General features: G+C 69.1%; 17 protein-coding genes. 6 read left to right on the top strand and 11 right to left on the bottom strand.

Annotation, left to right across the window (positions count from 1 at the left end):
- Positions 1–128 precede the first annotated feature (128 nt).
- From J2S75_RS15020 to J2S75_RS15030, 3 genes are all read right to left on the bottom strand, one after another.
- On the bottom strand, positions 129–1,295 hold the full coding sequence (locus J2S75_RS15020) for an FAD-binding oxidoreductase (protein WP_307020803.1): 1,167 nt from the start codon (positions 1,293–1,295) through the stop codon (positions 129–131).
- Between the two features lie 184 nt (positions 1,296–1,479).
- Positions 1,480–2,739: an aromatic ring-hydroxylating oxygenase subunit alpha gene (locus J2S75_RS15025; RefSeq protein WP_307020805.1), complete on the bottom strand. Its 1,260-nt coding sequence runs from the start codon at positions 2,737–2,739 to the stop codon at positions 1,480–1,482.
- A 202-nt stretch (positions 2,740–2,941) separates the two neighbouring features.
- Positions 2,942–3,730 carry a DUF4394 domain-containing protein gene (locus tag J2S75_RS15030; protein ID WP_307020807.1) on the bottom strand — a complete coding sequence of 263 codons (789 nt, stop codon included), beginning with the start codon at positions 3,728–3,730 and terminating at the stop codon, positions 2,942–2,944.
- Positions 3,731–3,895: 165 nt separating this feature from the next.
- Here J2S75_RS15030 and J2S75_RS15035 point away from each other — a divergent pair, with 165 nt between their 5' ends.
- Positions 3,896–4,465, top strand: coding sequence for a sigma-70 family RNA polymerase sigma factor (locus tag J2S75_RS15035; protein WP_307020809.1), 570 nt, complete (start codon positions 3,896–3,898; stop codon positions 4,463–4,465).
- On the top strand, positions 4,462–5,184 hold the full coding sequence (locus tag J2S75_RS15040) for an anti-sigma factor (protein ID WP_307020811.1): 723 nt from the start codon (positions 4,462–4,464) through the stop codon (positions 5,182–5,184). Before J2S75_RS15035 ends, J2S75_RS15040 begins: the two co-directional genes overlap by 4 nt.
- A 12-nt stretch (positions 5,185–5,196) precedes the next feature.
- Here J2S75_RS15040 and J2S75_RS15045 read toward each other — a convergent pair whose 3' ends face one another.
- The 6 genes from J2S75_RS15045 to J2S75_RS15070 all read right to left on the bottom strand — a co-directional run bounded on the left by J2S75_RS15045 (position 5,197) and on the right by J2S75_RS15070 (position 13,015).
- A complete protein-coding gene (locus J2S75_RS15045) occupies positions 5,197–6,249 on the bottom strand; it encodes a GlxA family transcriptional regulator (protein WP_307020813.1) in 1,053 nt (350 codons plus the stop codon).
- A gap of 94 nt (positions 6,250–6,343) precedes the next feature.
- Complete coding sequence (locus J2S75_RS15050; RefSeq protein ID WP_307020815.1) at positions 6,344–7,708, bottom strand: L-serine ammonia-lyase; 1,365 nt, start codon at positions 7,706–7,708, stop codon at positions 6,344–6,346.
- Between the two features lie 130 nt (positions 7,709–7,838).
- Positions 7,839–8,405: a sarcosine oxidase subunit gamma gene (locus J2S75_RS15055; RefSeq protein ID WP_307020817.1), complete on the bottom strand. Its 567-nt coding sequence runs from the start codon at positions 8,403–8,405 to the stop codon at positions 7,839–7,841.
- A gap of 10 nt (positions 8,406–8,415) precedes the next feature.
- Entirely contained in the window at positions 8,416–11,451 is a 3,036-nt protein-coding gene (locus tag J2S75_RS15060) for a sarcosine oxidase subunit alpha family protein (protein WP_307020819.1), read from the bottom strand.
- 1 nt (position 11,452) lies between these two features.
- A complete protein-coding gene (locus tag J2S75_RS15065) occupies positions 11,453–11,752 on the bottom strand; it encodes a sarcosine oxidase subunit delta (protein ID WP_307020821.1) in 300 nt (99 codons plus the stop codon).
- A 12-nt stretch (positions 11,753–11,764) separates the two neighbouring features.
- Positions 11,765–13,015: a sarcosine oxidase subunit beta family protein gene (locus tag J2S75_RS15070; RefSeq protein WP_244450668.1), complete on the bottom strand. Its 1,251-nt coding sequence runs from the start codon at positions 13,013–13,015 to the stop codon at positions 11,765–11,767.
- Between the two features lie 272 nt (positions 13,016–13,287).
- Here J2S75_RS15070 and J2S75_RS15075 point away from each other — a divergent pair, with 272 nt between their 5' ends.
- Positions 13,288–14,124 (top strand): tellurite resistance TerB family protein, encoded by an 837-nt coding sequence (locus tag J2S75_RS15075; RefSeq protein WP_307020823.1) that lies wholly within the window; start codon positions 13,288–13,290, stop codon positions 14,122–14,124.
- Positions 14,125–14,382: 258 nt separating this feature from the next.
- The gene (locus J2S75_RS15080; RefSeq protein ID WP_307020825.1) at positions 14,383–15,051 is read left to right on the top strand and encodes an outer membrane protein; all 669 of its coding nucleotides are present in this window, start codon (positions 14,383–14,385) and stop codon (positions 15,049–15,051) included.
- A gap of 51 nt (positions 15,052–15,102) precedes the next feature.
- Here J2S75_RS15080 and J2S75_RS15085 read toward each other — a convergent pair whose 3' ends face one another.
- A complete protein-coding gene (locus J2S75_RS15085) occupies positions 15,103–15,606 on the bottom strand; it encodes an invasion associated locus B family protein (protein ID WP_307020827.1) in 504 nt (167 codons plus the stop codon).
- A gap of 698 nt (positions 15,607–16,304) precedes the next feature.
- On the opposite strand from J2S75_RS15085, the gene J2S75_RS15090 reads away from it, so the two are divergent.
- Both J2S75_RS15090 and serA read left to right on the top strand, forming a co-directional pair.
- On the top strand, positions 16,305–17,480 hold the full coding sequence (locus J2S75_RS15090; RefSeq protein WP_307020829.1) for a phosphoserine transaminase: 1,176 nt from the start codon (positions 16,305–16,307) through the stop codon (positions 17,478–17,480).
- 222 nt (positions 17,481–17,702) lie between these two features.
- Complete coding sequence (serA, locus tag J2S75_RS15095; protein WP_307020831.1) at positions 17,703–19,289, top strand: phosphoglycerate dehydrogenase; 1,587 nt, start codon at positions 17,703–17,705, stop codon at positions 19,287–19,289.
- Between the two features lie 69 nt (positions 19,290–19,358).
- Here the strand turns inward: serA and eda are convergent, their stop codons facing one another.
- The gene (gene eda, locus J2S75_RS15100; RefSeq protein WP_307020833.1) at positions 19,359–20,006 is read right to left on the bottom strand and encodes a bifunctional 4-hydroxy-2-oxoglutarate aldolase/2-dehydro-3-deoxy-phosphogluconate aldolase; all 648 of its coding nucleotides are present in this window, start codon (positions 20,004–20,006) and stop codon (positions 19,359–19,361) included.
- Between the last annotated feature and the right edge of the window lie 69 nt (positions 20,007–20,075).

The following is a 20,075-nucleotide window of genomic DNA, read 5'->3' on the forward strand; positions in this document are numbered from 1 at the left end:
GGCCGCCGCCGGAGGCGGTGTGCCGGGATCGTTCGACGGGGCCGCGCGCACCGATTGTCAAGCGATCCCGGACAGGGCCTGCGGCCCTTCCGGGATGACGTTTTTCAAGCGGAGCCCGGCGCGCTGCCTCAGCGGTCGACCACCAGATTGCTGGTCGGCTTGGAGCAGCACAGCAGCGCCATGCCGGCATCGATTTCGCGCTGGCGGATGCCGCCGCCATGCTTCATCTCCACCGTGCCCTCGATGAGCTTCGACTTGCAGGTGCCGCACAGCCCCTTGGAGCAGGAGGAGGGCAGGCGCACCCCGGCGCGGCGGGCGGCGTCCAGCACGAACATGTCCGAGCGGCACTCGATGCTGCGCTTCTGCTTGGCGAATTCCACGGTGTAGGTGACGACCGGCGCTTCCAGCGCCTCCGGCACCGCCTGCAGCAGTTCGGCCGAGACCACCTCCGCCGCCACCTCGGGCTCGGCCTTGGCCAGTTCGGCGAAATCGAAGCTTTCCTCATGGTGGCGGGCCATGTCGAAGCCCGCGCCCTTCAACAGTTCCCGCACCGCCTTCATGAACGGCGCCGGGCCGCAGACGAAGACTTCGCGCTCGCGAAAATCGGGCGCGACATGTTCGAGCACGCCAAGGCTCACCCGACCGCGCAGGCCGTGCCACGGCGCGCGCGGGCTATCGCCCTCGCAGACCGGGGCGAAGCGGAAGCTGCCCGGCTGGTTGCGCGCCATCAGTTCCAGCTCGTCGCGGAAGATGATGTCGGCGGGCGAGCGGGCGGCGTGGACGAAGACGATGTCGCGCGGCTCGGCGAGGTCGTGGAAGGTGCGGGCCATCGACATGAGCGGGGTGATGCCGCTGCCGCCGGAGAGGAACAGATATTTCGGCGCCGGCGCGGGGGTGCCCTCGATGAAGCAGGAGAACTCGCCCATCGGCCCGACCGCGCGCAGCGTGGAGCCGACGCGCACCTGGTCGTGCAGCCAGTTCGACACCGGCCCGCCAGGCACGCGCTTCACCGTGATGGCGAGCGTGTGCGGGCGGGTGGGCGCCGAGGCGATGGTGTAGCAGCGATTGATGGTCTCGCCGCCGATTTCCAGCTCCAGCGTGAGGAACTGGCCGGGCCGGTAGTGGAACAGGCACGGCTCCTTCGGCGCCAGCACGAAGGTCTTCACATCCGCCGTCTCCTCGCGGATGGCGAGGACGGTGAGCGCGTCATCCGCCTCCGGGTTCCACGCCTTGAGGGCGCCGGCGAGGCGCGGGGCGGCGGGTTCGGGCGAGACGGTGGGGGTGGGCGCGTGCATGGGGGCGGGTTCCGATTATGAGCGACTGTCCCGGCGGATCAGCCATGCGCCCTCTCCCCGATGGGGAGAGGGGTGGGGTGAGGGGGCTGCTCTTGGCCATCCCGTAACCCCTCACCGACCCGCTTCGCGGGCCACCTCTCCCCATCGGGGAGAGGATGAGAGGTCGTTCAGGCGTCTACCCGCGTCACCGCCCCAGATGTTCGCTCATCCGGTTGACGTACCAGTTGCAGAACTTGTCCACGAGCATCTCGGTGTGCGGCGAGTAGGGGCCGGGCTCATAGGCCGGGCTGCGCGCGCCGGTCTGGCAATAGCCGACCAGTTCCGAATCCTGGTCGTTGGTGGCGTCCCACACGCCGGTGAGGTTCTCGATCGTGTAGTCGACGCCCTCGACCGCGTCCTTGTGCACCAGCCACTTCGTGCGCAGCAGCGAGCGCTCGGCGTCGAGCGGCAGCACCGAGAACACCACGGCGTGGTCGGACATGAAATGGTGCCAGCTGTTGGGCTGGGTCCAGAAATGCAGCGCGCCGTGCTTGGGATCGTTGATCTTGCCGAGCAGCTTCTTGCACGCGGCTTCCGTGCTGTGGGTGTGGCTCTCGCCGGCGCCGGCGAGCGGCAGGCGCTCGGTGCGGAAGCCGGTGGCCATGTCGTCGAGATGCTCCATCAGCGTGGAGGGGAAGCCGCAGCTTTCCCATTCCTTATGGCTGTCCTTGAGCAGCTTGTCGTAATCCTCGGCTTCCTTGCGCTCATGCTCGTCGAGCTCTTCCGGCGCGAAGCCGAAGCCATAGGCGAAGAGCGGCACGGTCAGCTCGGGATGGTTGCCCGCGCAGTGATAGCACTCGCGGTTATTCTCCATGGTGAGCTTCCAGTTGCCGGGCTCGATGATGTCCTTCTCGAAGGCGACCTTGGCGTTCTTCAGGTCGTGCGGGGCGAGATAGGGCGCCATCTTCGCCGCCATCACCTCGAAATCCGCCGGGGGCTCGTCGGCGAGGCAGACGAAGAGCAGCCCTTCCAGCGAGCGCACATGCACCGGCTTCAGGCCATGGCAGGACGCGTCGAAGCCCTCGCCCATATGCGAGGCGGCGAGCAGCTTGCCGTCGAGGCCATAGGTCCAGGAATGGTAGCGGCAGACGAGGTTGCCGACCGTGGTCTTGTAGTCATGCACGATCGGCGCGCCGCGATGGCGGCAGACATTGTGGAAGGCGCGCACCTCGCCATCATCGTCGCGCACCAGCACGATGTTGGTCTGGCCGATATTCAGCGTCATGGCGTCGCCCGGCTCGGGGATGTCGGGGTCGACGCCGACGAAGAGCCAGTGATGGCCGAAGATGATGTCGAGGTCGGCCGCGAAGATCTCGGGGCTGGTGTAGAACGGCGCTTCCAGGCTGTAGCCCGGCTTGCGGCGGCGCAGCAGCGCCTTCAGCGGGGTGGCGGTGGAATCGAGCATCGTCTGTTCTCCCTCGCGCGGGTGCGGCCCGCTTGTCGTCTGGAATTGTTCGACACAAGCGCGGCGCTGACTTTGCTGGAAGCGACAGACAATTCTCTGAACGCGACATTCCCACGGCCCGCGCAACGCCAAGAGGGCGGAGCGTCGCCGCGCCGCCCTCTCCGTGGTTCGCAGGTGTCGGAAAGGCTAACGCCGCAAGGGCTCACATGGACGGCAGGATGGCGATGTCGTGCACCTTGCCCGCGACCCCGGCGATCTTGCCCGCCGCGGTGGCCTTGCCGGTGGCGAGATCGACCGCATAGAGCGTGTCGCCGGCCATCAACCAGCCCTCATTGACGCCGGCCGGGGTGGTGACGATGTCGAAGGCGTAGGTGTCGCCGGTGACGCCGAGCTTGCCGACGGAATTGAGCACGCCATCATTGGGCGGGGCCTGCTTGACCAGGGTGCCGGCGGTGGCGTCGATGTCGTAGAGTGCGGTCTCCTTGGCGCCCTTCACCGAATTGGTGTAGGCGCCGGCGACGACCTTCGAGGCCTTGCCCTTGTGCATGTCGCCCTCGGCATAGTTCAGCACGCCATCCGTCGTCACCTTGCCGTCGTCGACATTGGCGCGCAGATTGGTGCCGTCGCTGCCGATCACCCGCAGCCGGTCGGCCACCGGGTTGAAGTCGACCGTGGCCATGGAGCCGGCCGGCAGCATGGTGGAGAGTGTGGACTTCTTCATCGCCTTGCCGCTCAACGGATCGATGGTGACGACGGTGCCATCGGCGAACAGGCCGTAGAGCATGCCGTCGGCCGGGCGCACATCGAGGCCGACGAGCTTGCCGTCGCCGGCGACCGTCATCGGCGTGCCGGCCTTGGCGGCCTTCACATCGACGAGGACGATGCGGTTGCCGTCGAGCAGGGCGGCGACGGATTGCGCCCGCGCGCCGGTGGCGGCGAGGGCGAGGCCGGTGACGGCGCTGAAGGCGAGGGCGATCATCGAGCTTTTCATGGTGGCGAACTCCGTTTCGCGCCGAACCGTGTCGGCTGGGACGGAGCGGCTACACGCGGGAATCGCCGGCGGATGCAGCGACATACGAAAAAATCTCCTGCCGTTGCGTCCGAGGCCGCCGGCCCGGCGTAAGAGTAGCAAGCCTTACTTTGCGGGAGCCGCCCGATGACGACCCTGCTGCCGGCCCTTGAGGCCGCCGCCGAGGACGACCTCGCCGAGGCGCTGCGCAGCTGCGCGCGCGGCGATCGCGCCGGGCTGCAGCTTCTCTATGACCGGCTGGCGCCAAAGATGACCGGCGTCGCGCTGCGCATGCTGCGCCGGCGCGATCTCGCCGACGAGGTGGTGCACGACACCTTTCTGCGCATCTGGGAAAAGGCCGACAGCTTCGATGCCGCGCGCGGCCGGCCGGCCTCCTGGGCCTTCGCCATCCTGCGCAACACCGCGCTGAATGCCCTGCGCGGCGAGGGGCGGATGGAACTGGTCGGCGATTTCGAGGCGATCGAGCCGGCCAGCGAGGAGGCCGACGCCGAGACGCTTGTCATGGCGCTCTCCGAGGCCAGCGCGCTCAGGCGCTGCCTCGACCGGCTGGAGCCGGCGCGGCGCCGGGCGATCCTGCTCGCCTATATGCGCGGGCTGACCCATGGCGAGCTGGCGGGAAGGCTCGGCGTGCCGCTCGGCACCGCCAAGGCGTGGATACGCCGCAGCCTGCTCACCCTGCGGGAGTGCATGACATGAGCGCGGACGAACGCGACCGGCTGGCGAGCGAATATGTGCTCGGCCTGCTCGATGCGGAGGAAATGCGCCGCTGCGAGGAAAGGCTGGCGCGCGATGCCGGGCTCGCCGTGCAGGTGGAATTGTGGCGGGCGCGCCTCGCCGAACTGGATGCCACCGCCGCGCCTGTCACGCCCGATCCGGCGCTGTGGCCGCGCATCGAGGCGGCGCTCGGGCCGGTGGCGCCCGCGACGCCGCGCCGGGTCGCGCGGCCCTCCCGGCTGGCGACATGGTGGCAGAGTCTCAGCCTGTGGCGCTTCTATGGGCTGGCGGCCTCGGCCGCGCTGGTGCTGCTCGCGATCGGCACGGCGCAGCTGGCGCGGCAGGCGGCACAGGCGCCGGTGCTGGTGGCGGTGCTGCTCTCCGACCAGAATCAGCCGGCGGCGGTGGTCAACGCCTTCCGCGACGGGCGCACCGAGCTGCTGGCGCTGAGCGCCCTGAAGGCGCCGGAAGGCAAGTCGCTGCAGGTGTGGACGCTGTGGGACCGGGAGCGCGGGCCGGTCTCGGTGGGCCTCCTGGAGGCGATGCGCAATGTGGAATTGAGCGTGGAGGGACTGCCGCGCCCCGCCGCCGCGCAGCTCTATGAGGTGACGCTGGAGCCGGCGGGCGGCTCGCCCACCGGGCGCCCGACCGGGCCGATCCTGATGAAGGGCAATGCCAGCCCGACCGAGACCGGCATCTGAGAAGCGGCGTGGCTACTCGAACAGCCGCTGGCCGGCGACGCTCTGCACCGCCACCGGGGCGCGGGCGCGGGCATCGGACGGGGTGAAGCCGTGCTGCGCCTTGAACTGGCGGGAGAAATGCGCGCAGTCGGAAAAGCCGGCTTCCAGCGCGATATCGGTCACCGAGCGGCCGGTGGTGTCGAGCAGGAAGCGGGCATAGCGCAGCCGCAGCCGGCGGTAGAATTCCGCCGGGCGCTGGCCCATCACCGTCTGGAACAGGCGTTCCAGCTGGCGGGTGGAGAGCTGCAGCCGGCGGGCGATGTCGGCGATGGGCAAGGGGTCGGCGAGGTGCTGCTCCATCATCAGGAGCGCGCGGCGCACGCGGTCATCGGCCACCAGATCGGCGATGGGCGGGTGCGGCTGGGATTCGGTGCCGGGGCGCTGGCGGTCCAGCAGCAGCACATGCCGGCTCTTCTGCGCCACGGAGCGGCCGAGGAACTTCTCCACCAGCGCGGTGGCGAGGTCCGCCGCCCCGCCGCCGCCGGCGCAGGTGATGCGGTCGCCATCGATGACATAGAGCCGGTCCGCCACCGGGGTGTGGTGGGGGAATTCCTCCATGAAATCCTGATAGTGATACCAGGAAACGCAGCAGCGCCGGCCGGTCATCAGCCCGGCGCGGGCCAGCACGAAGGAGCCGGTGCAGACGCCGACCAGCGGCACGCCGGCGCGGGCGGCGCGCTTCAAATAGGCGATGCTCTCCTCGTCCAGCTGCTGGCCGCCATGCAGCAGGCCGCCGACGACGATGATGTAGTGGAAGTTCGTGGGGTCGGCGAGCGGGCCGGAGGGCGCCACGGTGATGCCGCAACTGGCGCGGATTGGCTCCTGACGCGAGGACATGACCTGCCAGCGGGCGAGGATGGGGCGCGAGCGGTCGCCATCATCGGCGGCAAGGCGGAACTGGTCGACCATCAGCGAAAAGGCCGAGAGGGTGAAATTATCGGCCAGAATGAAGCCGACATTCAGCACTGGCGCCGCCGTGCTGGACGCGCTCGTCATGGCCAGAGAGGGGGGACGCTGCTGGTTCATGGCCTGCTCCTCGGCCCAGCATAGCAAATTTGCGGCGTCAGGTCGCACCGGCTGTGCGGAAGGTGAGGGCTTCCTCGGCGGCGGCATCGGCGGCTCAGCATTCCGGCAGGTTCACGGCGAGGCCGCCCAGCGAGGTTTCCTTGTATTTCGAGGCCATGTCGCGGCCGGTCTCGCGCATGGTGACGATGACCTTGTCGAGCGAGACGATATGCGTGCCGTCGCCATGCAGCGCCAGCGAGGCGGCGTTGACCGCGCTGATGGCGCCAAAGGCGTTGCGCTCGATGCAGGGCACCTGCACCAGCCCGCCAATGGGGTCGCAGGTCATGCCGAGATGATGCTCCATGCCGATTTCCGCCGCGTTCTCCACCTGCGCCGGCGTGCCGCCCAGCGCGGCGGCGAGCCCGCCGGCCGCCATGGAACAGGCGACGCCGACCTCGCCCTGACAGCCGACCTCGGCGCCTGAAATCGAGGCGTTGATCTTGAACAGCGCGCCGATGGCGGTGGCGGTGAGCAGGAAGATATGCAGCCCCTCGCGGTTCGCGCCGGGGCAATGATCGCGATAGTAGCGCAGCGTCGCCGGCACGACGCCCGCCGCGCCATTGGTGGGGGCGGTGACGACGCGCCCGCCGGCGGCGTTCTCCTCGTTCACCGCGATGGCGTAGAGGCTCACCCAGTCCATGATCTCATGCGGCGTCGGGGCGTTGCGGGCGATGAGCGCGTCGCGGATCGCCTTGGCCCGGCGCTTGACGTGCAGCCCGCCGGGCAGTTCGCCCGAGGTGGCAAGGCCGCGGTCGATGCAGGCCATCATCGCCTCGACCACGCCGTCGAGCCGCGCCTCCACCTCGGCGGGCGTGCGGCGGGCGCGCTCATTGGCGAGGACGAGATCGGCGATGGAGAGGTTTTCGCGCGCGGCCAGCGCCAGCAGCTCGCGGGCGTTGCGGAACGGGTAGGGCAGGGCGGCCTCGTCCTCGGCCGGCGGCTGGCCGACTTCCGCCTCCGGCACGACGAAGCCGCCGCCGATGGAGCACCAGCGCGCCTCGGACAGCGGCGCGCCATCCGCCGCGAAGGCGCGGAAGGCGAGCGTGTTCGGGTGCTGCGGGGTGGGCGAGACGCCGTCGAAAACGATATCGCGGGCGGGATCGAAACGGATGCCGTGGCTGCCGCCGAGCGGCAGGCGGCCGTCCTCCGCCACGCCGGCGACGAGCAGGTCGGCGCGGTCGGGATCGACATTGCGCGGGTGCAGGCCGGCAAGGCCGAGGATCACCGCCTTGTCGGTGCCGTGGCCCTTGCCGGTCCAGGCGAGCGAACCGTAGAGCACCACTTCCACGCGGGCGGTGCGGGCCAGCACTCCCTCGGCCGCGAGGCTCTCGGCAAAGCGCAAAGCGGCCAGCATCGGCCCCACCGTGTGCGAGGAAGACGGGCCGATGCCGATCTTGAAGAGCTCGAAGGCACTGATCATGGCGGTCTGTTCCGCTTGTGTCATCCCGGCCGAAGCGGAGCGGAGAGCCGGGATCGCTCTCCTGAGGCGAACGATCCCCGAGCGGCCTGCGGCCGTCCGGGATGACGTTGTGGCGGCAGCCCCGCCCGGGTCACGCCAGTTCGCGGCGGGCGTCTTCCAGCAGTTCCCAGACATAGGGCGCGAAGGAGCGCCAGACATCGATGTGGAACACGTCGGGAGCATGGCGCACCAGCACGATTTCCGCCTTGTGGAACACGGTGCGGGTGCACATGCCCACCGGGAAGGCGTCGAGCGAGAGGTCCAGCGGGTTGCCCTGGTTGAGCACGAAGGCGGCCTTGTCGCCCGCCAGCTCGATGCCGACGCTGCGCGCGGAGACATCGACGAGGGAGTGGGGAAGACCCGCCGTCGCGGCCTCGATGGCGGCGAAGAGCGGCGCGGGCTCAGCGCCGGGGGCGAGCAGCAGCCACTCATCCGGGCCGAGCCAGAAGGCGAAGCGGCCATTGCCGGCATTGAAGCGGCAGGCCTCGCGCGGCAGGGCGACGCCGAAGGCCTCGCCGGCCGGGCCGATCGCCGCCTCGCGGCCACGGAAGACCAGGCGGGCGGCGTCCCCCAGCGCGGTGAGCCGCGCGGCGGGGAGGACGCGGGAGGCGGCGGCCAGCGCGCCGAGCGGGCGGGCGGGTGCGAGGGACGCGGTCACGGCAGCGCTCTCAACCATTGAGGCGTTCTCCCTTGGGGTCGTAGAACACCGGCTCGACCACCTCGACCTCGATGGCGTGGGTCGGCATCGGCACCATCAGCTTCGTGCCGATGCGGGCGCGCCCGCCCTTCACCATCGCCAGCGCGATGGAGCGGCCGAGAACGGCGCTGTGATAGGAGGAGGTGACGAAGCCGAGCATCGGCACCGGAACGGGGGCGGCAGGGTCGGCGACGATCTGCGCGCCTTCCTCCAGCACGATTTTGGGGTCGGTGGTCTTCAGGCCGACCAGCTGGCGGCGGTCCGGCGCGGACATGGACTCGCGGAGGAGCGAGCGCTTGCCGACGAAGTCCTTCTTCGCCTTGCCGACGGCCCAGCCGAGATTGACATCGTCCGGCGTGGCGGTGCCGTCCGTCTCCTGGCCGACGATGATGTAGCCCTTCTCGGCGCGCAGCACATGCATGGTCTCGGTGCCATAGGGCGTGATGCCGAAGCGCTCGCCGGCGGCATAGACCGCTTCCCATACCGCCCTTCCATAGGCGGAGGGCACGTTGATCTCGAAGCCGAGTTCGCCGGTGAAGGAGACGCTGAACAGCCGGGTCGGCACGCCGAGAATGGTGCCCTCGCGCACGCTCATATGCGGGAAGGCTTCCTTGGAGAGGTCGATGCCCTCGATCAGCGGGGCGATGACCTCGCGGGCCTTCGGCCCCTGCACGGCGATGACCGACCATTGCTCGGTCGTGGAGGTGAGCCACACATCGAGGTCCGGCCATTCGGTCTGGAGATAGTCCTCCATATGCGCCAGCACGCGCGGGGCGCCGCCCGTGGTGGTGGTGACATGGAAGCGATCCGCCGCCATGCGCCCGACGACGCCGTCATCCATGACGAAGCCGTCCTCGCGCAGCATGACGCCGTAGCGCAGCCGGCCGGGCTCCAGCTTGGCCCAGGCGTTGGTGTACATGCGGTTCATGAACTCGGCGGCATCCGGGCCGACGACCTCGATCTTGCCGAGGGTGGAGGCGTCGAACATGCCGACGCTCGCGCGCACCGCCTTGCATTCGCGGGCGACGGCGGCGTGCATGTCCTCCCCCGCGCGGGGGAAGTAATGCGCGCGCTTCCAGTTGCCGACATCCTCGAAGGCGGCGCCGTGTTCGGCGGCCCAGTCATGGATCGCGGTCTTGCGGACGGGATCGAACACATCGCCGCGCGCCGCCCCGGCGAACAGGCCGAAAGTGGTGGGGGTGAAGGGCGGGCGGAAAGTGGTGAGCCCGATCTTCGGCACCGGCGTGTCGAGCGCCTCGGAAACGATGCCGAGGGCGTTCATGTTCGAGGTCTTGCCCTGGTCGGTCGCCATGCCCGTGGTGGTGTAGCGCTTCACATGCTCGATGGAGCGCATGCCCTCGCGGGTGGCGAGCTTCAGGTCCTTGGCGGTGACATCGTTCTGCCAGTCGACGAACGCCTTGGTGAAGGCGGGGTTGCGCCCATGCGGGGTGGCGCCGATGAAGCCGTCCGTGCCGAGATCCTCGGCGCTGGCGGGGATGCTCCGCGACGGCGCGGCCGGCGCCGGCGTGGCGCCGCGCGCGGGGGAGGTGTAGGTGCGGGCGGCGAGCGCGGCGGCTTCGCCCTGGGCGTAGCCGTCTTCCAGCACGCGCTGCAGGCCATTCACGCCCCGGCAGGCGCCGGCGGAACGCTCGCGCTCCACCGAGGTGCCGGGCAGATAGGCGCCGGCGGCGCCGTCCCACACCAGCTTGCCGCGCGACTGCGAGAACAGATGCACGCTCGGCGTGAAGCCGCCGGACATCAGCACGCTGTCGCAGGCGATGGTTTCCGCCGGGCCGACCGCGCCCTTCGTCACCTTGGCGAGCTGGGCGGAGGCGACGCGCAGCCGGCCCTTGGTGCCGACCAGCACGGTGGAGGGACGCACATCAATGCCGGCGGCGAGCGCGCGGGAAGGCAGCTCGCCGGAGACTTCCGCGCGCAGATCGGCGATGGCGGCGATGCTGACGCCGGCGGCCTTGAGATCGAGCGCGGCGCGGTAGCCGGCATCGCAGGCGGTGAAGATCACCGCGCGCTCGCCAACCTTGGTGCCGTAGCGATTGGCGTAGGTGCGGGCGGAATCGGCCAGCAGCACGCCCGGCCGGTCATTGTCGGGGAACACCAGCGGGCGCTCCAGCGCGCCGGCGGCGATGACCACCTCTTTCGCCCGCACTTCCCACAGCCGCTCGCGCGGCAGATCGGGGCCGGGGGCGGCGAGATGCTCGGTGACGCGCTCGGCCAGCGCGATGTGGTTGTGCGGGAAATAGCCGAAGGCGGTGGTGCGCGGCATCAGCGTGACATTGTCGCGCGCCGTGAGCGTCGCCAGCGTCGCGGCCAGCCAGTCGGCGGCGGGTTTGCCTTCGATGGTGGCGGTGGTCTCGGACAGCAGCGAGCCGCCGAGTTCCGCCTGCTCGTCGCACAGGATCACCTTCGCCCCGCTCTCGGCGGCAGCGAGCGCGGCGGCAAGGCCGGCCGGGCCGGCACCGACGACGAGCACATCGCAATGGGCGTGGTTCTGGGTGTAGCGGTCCGGGTCCGGCAGATCGGGGGCGACGCCGAGGCCGGCCATGGCGCGGATCTTCGGCTCGTAGAAGCGCTTCCACGCCCCCGCCGGCCACATGAAGGTCTTGTAGTAGAAGCCCGCCGGCAGGAAGGGCGCGGCGAGGTCGTTGACCGCGCCGGCATCGAAGGAGAGCGAGGGCCAGCGGTTCTGGCTCTGCGCCTTCAGCCCCTCGTAGAGTTCCACCTGCGTGGCGCGCAGATTCGGCGCGGCGCGGGCGGCGTCGCGGGCGACATTGACCAGCGCATTGGGCTCGTCCGAGCCGGCGGAGAGGAAGCCGCGCGGGCGGTGATATTTGAACGAGCGGCCGACGAGGTGGACGCCATTGGCGATGAGCGCCGAGGCCAGCGTGTCGCCCTTGAAGCCGGAGAAGGTCTGCCCGTCGAAGCGGAAGGACAGCGGCGCGGCGCGGTCGATGCGCCCGCCCGAGGCGGTGCGGAAGCGGTTGGTCATGTCACTTGCTCCCGCCGCTGGAGGCGTCGATGTCCGGACGCTTCTCGCCGGCCTTGTAGGTGGTGACGAAGAAGTCGCTCACCGTGTCGCGCAGGGCGTTGAAGTAACGCCCGCAGCCATGGATGTGGCGCCAGCGCTCGGCGTGCAGGCCCTTGGGATTGGTGCGGTTGTAGAGGAAATCGGCCCATTCCGCGTCGGTGAGGGCGGAAGGGTCGGCGGGGCGGGCGATATGCGCCTCGCCGCCATAGCGGAACTCGACTTCCGGCCGGGCGCCGCACCAGGGGCAGGTGATGATGAGCATGTCCTGCCCTCCTCAGTGCGCGACGGCGGCGGCGGCCGCTTCGTCGATCAGGAAACCGTCGCGGAAGCGCTCCAGCGTGAAGGGCGCGTTGATGGCGTGCGGGGCGTCCTTCGCGATGGTGTGGGCGAAGACATGGCCGGAGCCCGGCGTCGCCTTGAAGCCGCCCGTGCCCCAGCCGCAATTCACATAGAGGCCCGGCACCGGGGTCTTGGCGATGATCGGCGAGCGGTCGGGCGTCACGTCGACGATGCCGCCCCAGTTGCGCAGCATGCGCAGGCGCCGGAACTGCGGCACCAGCTCGCAGATGGCGTCGAGCGTATGGGCGGTGATGTGCAGCGCGCCGCGCTGGGAATAGGAGGTGTAGGCGTCCGTGCCGGCGCCGATGACCATCTCGCCCTTGTCGGACTGCGAGATATAGGCGTGGATGGTGTTGCTCATGACCACGGTGGGGAAGGCGGGCTTCACCGGCTCCGACACCAGCGCCTGCAGCGGGAAGCTTTCCAGCGGCATGCGCAGCCCGGCCATCGCCATGACGACGCTGGTGTGGCCGGCGGCGGAGACGCCGACCTTCTTCGCCCGGATGAAGCCGCGCGAGGTTTCCACCCCCTCCACCGCGCCGGAGGGGCCGCGACGGATGCCGGTGACTTCGCAGTTCTGGATGATGTCGACGCCGCGCGAATCCGCGGCGCGGGCAAAGCCCCAGGCCACCGCGTCGTGCCGCGCCGTGCCGCCGCGCCGCTGCAGCGCGCCGCCGATGATGGGGTAGCGCATGCTCTTGATGTTGAGCGGCGGGCAGAATTCCTTCACCTGCTCGGCGGTGAGCCATTCATTGTCGACGCCGTTCAGCCGGTTGGCGTGGACATGGCGCTTGAAGCTGATTTCGTCATGATGGTTATGCGCCAGCATCAGGACGCCGCGCGCCGAATACATGACGTTGTAGTTGATGTCCTGCGACAGGCCTTCCCACAGCTTCACCGCGTGCTCGTAAAGCGCGGCGCTCTCGTCGAACAGATAGTTCGAGCGCACGATGGTGGTGTTGCGGCCGGTATTGCCGCCGCCGAGCCAACCGCGCTCGATGACCGCGACATTGGTGATGCCGTGTTCCTTGGCGAGGTAATAGGCGGCCGCCAGGCCATGCCCGCCGGCGCCGACGATGACGACATCGTATTCGGCCTTCGGCTCGGGATTGCGCCATTGCGGCTGCCAGCTCTTATGGCCGCCCAGCGCGCGGCGGAACAGCTCGAAGCCGGAGAATTTCTGCACGGTCGCCTCCGCGGCAAAGAGTGAGACGCAGGCGGCCGACCCATGGGGCGGGGCCGCTTTCGTCGTCTGTCCGCATGCTCGCGCGGCCACCGCGAAACGGCGAGCATTGTTTCGGCGCTGGCGTTGAACGGATGCGACATGAGATGCGACACGCGCCCGGTTCTCGCGGGCGGCACGGATCACGCGGCGGTGACCGGGAAAGCGCGGCTTTCCTTGCGGAAGCCATGATTGGTTCCTACCTCCCTGCGCAGACAGACACCACGGGATGAACCATGTTCAACAGCGGCAATTTCGACGCCAAGCGGCTCCTCGACCAGTTCCTCACGCCGCAGGCGGGAACGCAGGGACAGGTGCCCGCGCAGACGAACCCGCTGGGCGGGCTGCTCGGCGGCCTCGCGGGCAGCCTCGGCGGGGGCGTCACCGGCAGCGCCAACGCGCAGCCGCCGGGCGCGGGCACGGCCGGCGCCGGCGACCTGATGGGGCGCGCCAAGGAGTATCTCGGCACTAATGGCGGCTCGCTTGCCTCCGGCGCGGCGGCCGGCGCGCTGGTGTCGCTGGTGCTCGGCAGCAAGGGCGGGCGCAAGATGGCCGGCAATGCGGTGAAGCTCGGCGGCCTCGCCCTTGTCGGCACGCTCGCCTACAAGGCCTACCAGAACTACCAGCAGGGTCAGAAGCCGCAGCAGACGGCGGCCGAGCCCGTGCCGAGCCAGCTTCCGCCGGCGCAGTCGCCCTTCCATCCCGCGCAGGCCGAGCGCAGCCATTTCGACGTGACGCTGCTGCGCACCATGATCGCCGCCTCGCTGGCCGACGGCCATGTCGACGAGGCCGAGCGCGCGGCGATTTCCGCCAAGCTCGGCAGCGCCCAGCTGGATGAAGCCGAGCGTTTCCTCACCCAGGAACTCGGCACGCCGGCCTCGCCCGAGGCGCTGGCCTCCGAGGCGACCTCGCCCGAGCAGGCGGCGGAGATCTATATGACCGCGCTGCTCGCCATCGACGCCGACACCACCTCCGAGCGCGTGTTCCTCGCCCGGCTGGCGACGGCGCTGAAGCTCGACCCGGCGCTGGTGCCGCATCTGGAAGCCAGCGCCCGCGCCGCGCGGGCGGCGTGAGGCTGTTTCCCGACATGCCGTCATCCCGGCCGAAGCCGAAGGCGAAGTGCCGGGATCGGGCGGGAATGGCGAGCGATCCCGGATCGGGCCGGTGGCCCGTCCGGGATGACGCCTTCGGTTCGCCTGAGGCAAAGCCCTGCGGGCTTGCCTGACGTAATCAAGGTTAAGCGTTAAGGTTAAGCCGCTCTTAATCACTCGCGGTCAAAGTGCAGCCGTCGAAGAACGCCGGGACACTCCCGGCTCGTCTGGGATGGCTGCATGCGTAAAGCGGGTGAGAAGGTTGGGGCAGGGGTGCGCGGGAGCGTGCTCGCGACGGTATGTGTCGTTCTGCTCGCGGGCGGCGCGGCGCGGGCGGCGGATGCGCTCGACGATCTCGACGCCGACGATCTGCTGGCCCGCGCGCCGGAGGTCGAGGAGGCGCGCAGCTTCTATCTGCGCGGCGATATCGGCTTCGTCTTCAACGAATCGGCCGATCTCGGCGCCATGGGCCATGCGCCGGTGGATGATGCCGGCGTGTTCGGCCTCGGCGCCGGCTTGCGGCTGAACGACCTGCTGCGCCTCGACCTCACCGCCGACTACCGCAGCGCGGCGGATGTGTCCTTTCGCGGCTTTAGCGGCGAGGCGAGCGCCACCACGCTGCTCGCCAATGCCTATCTCGACCTCGGCACCTGGTATGGAGTGACGCCCTATGTCGGCGCCGGCCTCGGCGGGGCGCATGTATCGCTGTCCGGGCTCGGGGCGGGCGATGGCTGGGGCTTCGCCTGGGCGGCGATGGCGGGCGGCACGGTGACGCTGGCGCCGAACTGGCAGCTCGATCTCGGCTATCGCTATGTCCGCATCGAGAACGCCGATCTCGGCGGCGGGCTCTCAGGGTTCAGCCAGGCGGCGCATGAGGTGCGGCTCGGCGTGCGCTACCTCTTCGACTGAGGCGCGCACCGGCGGGCCGGGCACTATGCCAACCCGCCGGCGGGGCGCCTTTCAGCTGCAGCCGGACAGGATCCGGTTGGTGGCGGCGGTCACGCCGTTGAGCGAGAACACATAGCTCGTGTCATTGCCGCGCGCGGAAGTGGCGCTGATGCTCATCTGGCTGCCGCCGCGCAGCGCTTCCAGAAAGGCCGGCTCGCGCTCGGCCCGGCGCAGCCAGGCGCTGCTGCCTTCGGTCATCATCACGAATTTGTCGTCGCCAATGCTGGCGACCACCTGCGAGCCGGCGGCGAAGCTGTAGCCGGTCTGGAAACTCACCTCGGTGCGCTGAGCGGTGTTGGGCAGGGCGGTGACAAAGAACGTCACATCGCCATGGGTCAGCCGGTCCGGCTTGGCCGAGATCGGCGTGCTGATGGTATAGCATTGCGGCTTGCCATCGGCGTTGAAGCGCCAGGTGCTCCAGTCCTTGTACTCACCCATTGCTGTCGGCTTGGCAGCCATGGCGGCCGTGCTGGCAAGGAACATCACACTCAGTGCGATGGCGGTCCGTCCAATCATGGGGGGAAACCTCCTCTCGTCTGTGGTTCAACGCAGAAGACTTGTCGGCCCGCGTTAAGACAGCGTTAAGGCACAGGGCGGGAGCGCGATCACAATGTGGACAGGCTGCCCGGTATGGGCCCGCGCGGCGGCGGCGCGCCACATGTCCGGCCCGATCGCTTCAGGTCGCGCCGCCCTGTCGGGGGAGGCGTTTGCGGTCCCTGATGAATCGGCAAAAGTCAGAGAGCATGGTGGAGCAGATACACCGCTCCCATGATAAAAATAGCGATAGAGAATGTGTAGTCTAGTAGAATATCGAACATCGTCTAAGCAAGCTTCTCATCTTAAGGCCCGCGAATGCGGGCGGGTGGAGCGTTTTATCTGACGCCGATGCGTTGACATCGGCGTCATTCTGAGAAAGTCATTTCTCTGAGGTCAGATCCGCGAGCATCGCCGTCCAAACCAGAATGTGACGGGTAGGTAACGGCTAACCCTCCGCGGCGGTTCCATACCGTCAGAGGTAAAATGAGCCGGCGCGGGCGGCTGGCGGGAAATCGCCTCCGGTTCGGGCTGGGGCGCACGGAGCCGCTGATCCGCGTCTCGGTGACACGGACACAGGCAGGAACCTTTGCCTCTTGCGTTTCGCGCCCGCCGGGAGTAGACCCCTTCTCGGGCTACCCCTCCCCACCGAGGGGCACCCATCTGGAAGGATGGCTATCATGACGAATACCGCGCAGCCGGCTGTGAAGCCGGCCAATCCCAATTTTTCGTCCGGCCCCTGTGCCAAGCGTCCCGGCTGGACGCTTGAGGCTTTGAGCGATGCTCCGCTCGGCCGCTCGCACCGTGCCAAGGTCGGCAAGGCGAAGCTGAAGCTCGCCATCGACCTCACCCGCGAAGTCCTGGAAATTCCCGCCGATTACCGCATCGGCATCGTTCCCGCGTCCGACACCGGCGCGGTCGAGATGGCGCTGTGGTCGCTGCTCGGCGCCCGCCCGGTCGATCTTCTGGCCTGGGAAAGCTTCGGCGAAGGCTGGGTGACGGATGTCGTCAAGCAGCTGAAGCTCAAGGACGCCCGCGTCCTGAAGGCGCCTTATGGCGAACTGCCCGACCTCGGCCAAGTGAATTTCGACCATGATGTGGTGTTCACCTGGAACGGCACCACTTCGGGCGTGCGGGTGCCGAACGGCGATTTCATCCCCGCCGACCGGCAGGGCCTGACCATTTGCGACGCCACCTCGGCCGCCTTCGCGCAGAATCTCGACTGGGCCAAGCTCGATGTCGTGACCTATAGCTGGCAGAAGGTGCTGGGCGGCGAAGCCGCGCACGGCATGCTGATCCTCTCGCCCCGCGCGGTCGAGCGGCTGGAGAGCTATGTCCCGGCCTGGCCGCTGCCGAAGATCTTCCGCCTGACCAAGGGCGGCAAGCTGATCGAAGGCACCTTCGAGGGCGAGACCATCAACACCCCGTCCATGCTCTGCGTCGAGGACTATATCGACGCGCTGAACTGGGCGAAGGCGGTGGGCGGGCTCAAGGGCCTGCAGGCGCGCTCGGATGCGAATTTCAAGGTGCTCGCCGACTATGTCGCCAAGACGCCCTGGATCGACTTCCTCGCCACGGTGCCGGAAACCCGCTCCAACACCAGCGTGTGCCTGGTTGTTGCCGACCCCGAGGTGAAGGCGCTGGCGCCGGACGCGCAGGCGGCTTTCGCCAAGGCGCTGGCGGCGTCGCTGGAAAAGGCCGGCGTCGCCTATGACATCGGCGCCTATCGCGACGCGCCGGCCGGCCTGCGCATCTGGGCGGGCGCCACGGTCGAGGCGTCCGATCTCGACGCGCTGCTGCCCTGGCTCGACTGGGCTTTCGCCACCGCCAAGGCCGGCCTCAAGCAGGCGGCCTGAGCCGCTTTCGCGACGGTCCCCGCCGCTGACGCAAGGGGACGGCGAAGGGGCCGCGCAGGTTCCGAAGGCGCAGGGCTTTCTCTCCCGGCCGCGTCTCGCCTTCGACGCCTTGCATGTGCGCCCGACGAACGCTTCGTCGTCCCCTCCCGCCAGCGGCGGGAGCCTTCCTCTCTCCCGCTCCGCGCGGGTCGATGTTCCCCTTTTCCGAACAGGATGAAGCCCATGGCTCCCCGCGTTCTCATTTCCGATGCGCTTTCCCCCGCCGCCGTGCAGATCTTCAAGGACCGCGGCATCGAGGTCGATTTCCAGCCGGCGCTGGGCAAGGACAAGGACAAGCTGGCCGAGATCATCGGCAATTATGATGGCCTCGCCATCCGCTCCGCCACCAAGGTGACGCCGAAAATCCTCGCCAACGCCACGCGGCTGAAGGTGGTCGGGCGCGCCGGCATCGGCGTCGACAATGTCGACATCCCGGCCGCGACCGCCAAGGGCGTGATCGTGATGAACACGCCGTTCGGCAACTCCATCACCACCGCCGAGCACGCCATCGCCATGATGTTCGCGCTCGCCCGCGAAATCCCCGCCGCCGACGCCTCCACCCAGGCCGGCAAGTGGGAGAAGAACCGCTTCATGGGCGTGGAGCTGACGGCCAAGACGCTCGGCATCATCGGCTGCGGCAATATCGGCTCCATCGTCGCCGACCGCGCCATCGGGCTGAAGATGAAGGTCATCGCCTTCGATCCCTTCCTCTCGCCGGAACGCGCCAAGGATATCGGCGTCGAGAAGGTGGAGCTGGACGACCTGCTCGCCCGCGCCGATGTCATCACCCTGCACACGCCGCTGACCGACAAGACCCGCAACGTGCTCTCCGCCGAGGCCATCGCCAAGACGAAGAAAGGCGTGCGCATCGTCAACTGCGCGCGCGGCGGGCTGGTCGATGAGGCGGCGCTGGCGGAAGCGCTGAAGAGCGGCCATGTCGCCGGCGCGGCCTTCGACGTGTTCATCACCGAGCCGGCGACCGAGAACCCGCTTTTCGGCCTGCCCAATGTCATCTGCACCCCGCATCTCGGCGCCTCCACCACCGAGGCGCAGGAGAATGTCGCGCTGCAGGTGGCCGAGCAGATGAGCGACTATCTGCTGCGCGGCGCCATCTCCAATGCGGTGAACTTCCCCTCGATCACGGCGGAAGAAGCGCCGAAGCTGAAGCCGTTCATCGAACTCGCCGAAAAGCTCGGCTCCTTCGCCGGCCAGCTCACCGACACCGACATCCAGACCGTGCGCATCACCTATGACGGCGCGGTGGCCAGCCTGAAGATCAAGGCGCTGACCTCGGCGGCGGTGGCCGGCCTGCTGCGCCCGGCGCTGGCGGACATCAATGTCGTTTCCGCGCCCTCCATCGCCAAGGAGCGCGGCATCGTGGTGGAAGAGACCACCCGCGAGATCGCCGGCGATTATGAGAGCCTGATCACCCTCACCGTCATCACCGACAAGATGGAGCGCTCCATCTCCGGCACGGTGTTCGCCGATGGGCGCCCGCGCATCGTCGACATCAAGGGCATCAAGGTGGACGCCGAGTTCGCGCCGTCCATGCTCTATGTCACCAATGAGGACAAGCCGGGCTTCGTCGGCCGCTTCGCCGGCCTGCTCGGCGATGCCGGCATCAACATCGCCACCTTCGCGCTCGGCCGCGACCGGCAGGGCGGCGACGCCATCGCGCTGGTCGAGGTGGACGGCACCGTGCCGGCCGAGCTGCTCGCCAAGGTGCAGCAGCTGCCCTCGGTGAAGCAGGCCAAGCCGCTGGCGTTCTGAGGCGCGGCGCTCCCAGTAAAAAAGGCCCCCGGAGCGATCCGGGGGCCTTTTGCGGAATGTGCCTCCCGCTCACATCGGGAAGGCGGCGCGGTGCAGGCGGGCGGCGGCCTTGGCCAGCGCGACGATCTGTTCCCAGTCGCCCATCGTCACCGCGTCATTCGGCGCCACCCAGGAACCGCCGACGGCGAGGATGTTGGGCTGGGCGAGATAGGCGCCGACATTGGCCGGGCTGATGCCCCCGGTCGGGCAGAAGCGCAGGTCGGGGAGCGGGCCCGCCAGCGACTTGATGAGATTGACCCCGCCCACCGCTTCCGCCGGGAACAGCTTGAGCACGGGAAAGCCCAGCGCGTGCAGCGTCATCGCCTCGGTGGCGGTGGCGCAGCCGGGCATGACCGGCACCGGCGCCTCGGCCAGCGCCTCGGCCAGCGCGGTCGGGCAGCCGGGGCTGACGAGGAAGCGCGCGCCGGCGTCGATGGATTTCTGGATGAGGTCCGGCCGGGTCACCGTGCCGGCGCCGACGATGGCGTCCGGCACCTCGGCGGCGATGGCGGCGATGGCTTCCAGCGCCGCCGGCGTGCGCAGCGTCACCTCGATCAGCGGCAGCCCGCCCTCGGCCAGCGCCCGCGCGAGCTTCACGCCCGCAGCAACGCTCGGCACGGTGACGACGGGAACGACGGGAGCGCGGGCGAGCAGCAGGCTGGGGTCGGGAAGCGACATCGGACACCTTGCGGGACATTGCGGGGACTGGTTGCGACATCAAGACCGCCGGGCGCCGGCTTGTCGAGA

The sequence above is a fragment of the Ancylobacter polymorphus genome, from assembly GCF_030813495.1.
In the GTDB taxonomy this organism is placed as follows: Bacteria; Pseudomonadota; Alphaproteobacteria; order Rhizobiales; family Xanthobacteraceae; genus Ancylobacter; species Ancylobacter polymorphus.